The organism is Methylobacterium sp. J-059 (genome assembly GCF_022829485.1).
GTDB lineage: Bacteria > Pseudomonadota > Alphaproteobacteria > Rhizobiales > Beijerinckiaceae > Methylobacterium.
The window spans coordinates 1-426 of the sequence record NZ_JAKSYA010000156.1; the positions used below are offsets into that span (position 1 = coordinate 1).

The window sequence follows — 426 nt, forward strand, 5'->3', positions numbered from 1 at the left end:
GCGCATCGCCAGATGCACCGGGGCCGGCGGCGCCGGCGTGGTGCAGCTGCGATTCTCCACGAACGCGTGGGCCGGCGGCCGGCCGATGACGTGGGCATGGCTGTCGACCGCCCCAGCCGGCACCGCGTAGCGCGTCAGGCCGGCGGGAGGCGCGTCGGCGGCCGGGCAATAGCGGATGGGGGTCCGGGCGGCCCCTCCTCCGGACATGACGCAGACTTTCCCTCCCCCCCGCGCGGGGGAGGGTGGCGGGGGCGGCGGGCCGGGGGAGGGGAGCGCGTTGTCCGGCGGGGTCGCTCCCCTCTCCCGGCCCTCGCTGACGCGAGGCCCACCCTCCCCCGCTTAAGGGGGGAGGGACAAACCCGTCCCCCTACCCGTCGGCGTGCAGCACCTTCCCCCGCGTCTCCGGCAGGGCGAAGGCGGCGAGAA

At 77.2% G+C, this 426-nt stretch carries 1 pseudogene; it reads right to left on the reverse strand.

Going from position 1 to position 426, the window contains the following annotated elements:
• A pseudogene (locus MKK55_RS23435) lies at nucleotides 1-207 on the reverse strand (GntR family transcriptional regulator); the annotation flags it as partial.
• Nucleotides 208-426: the final 219 nt, after the last annotated feature.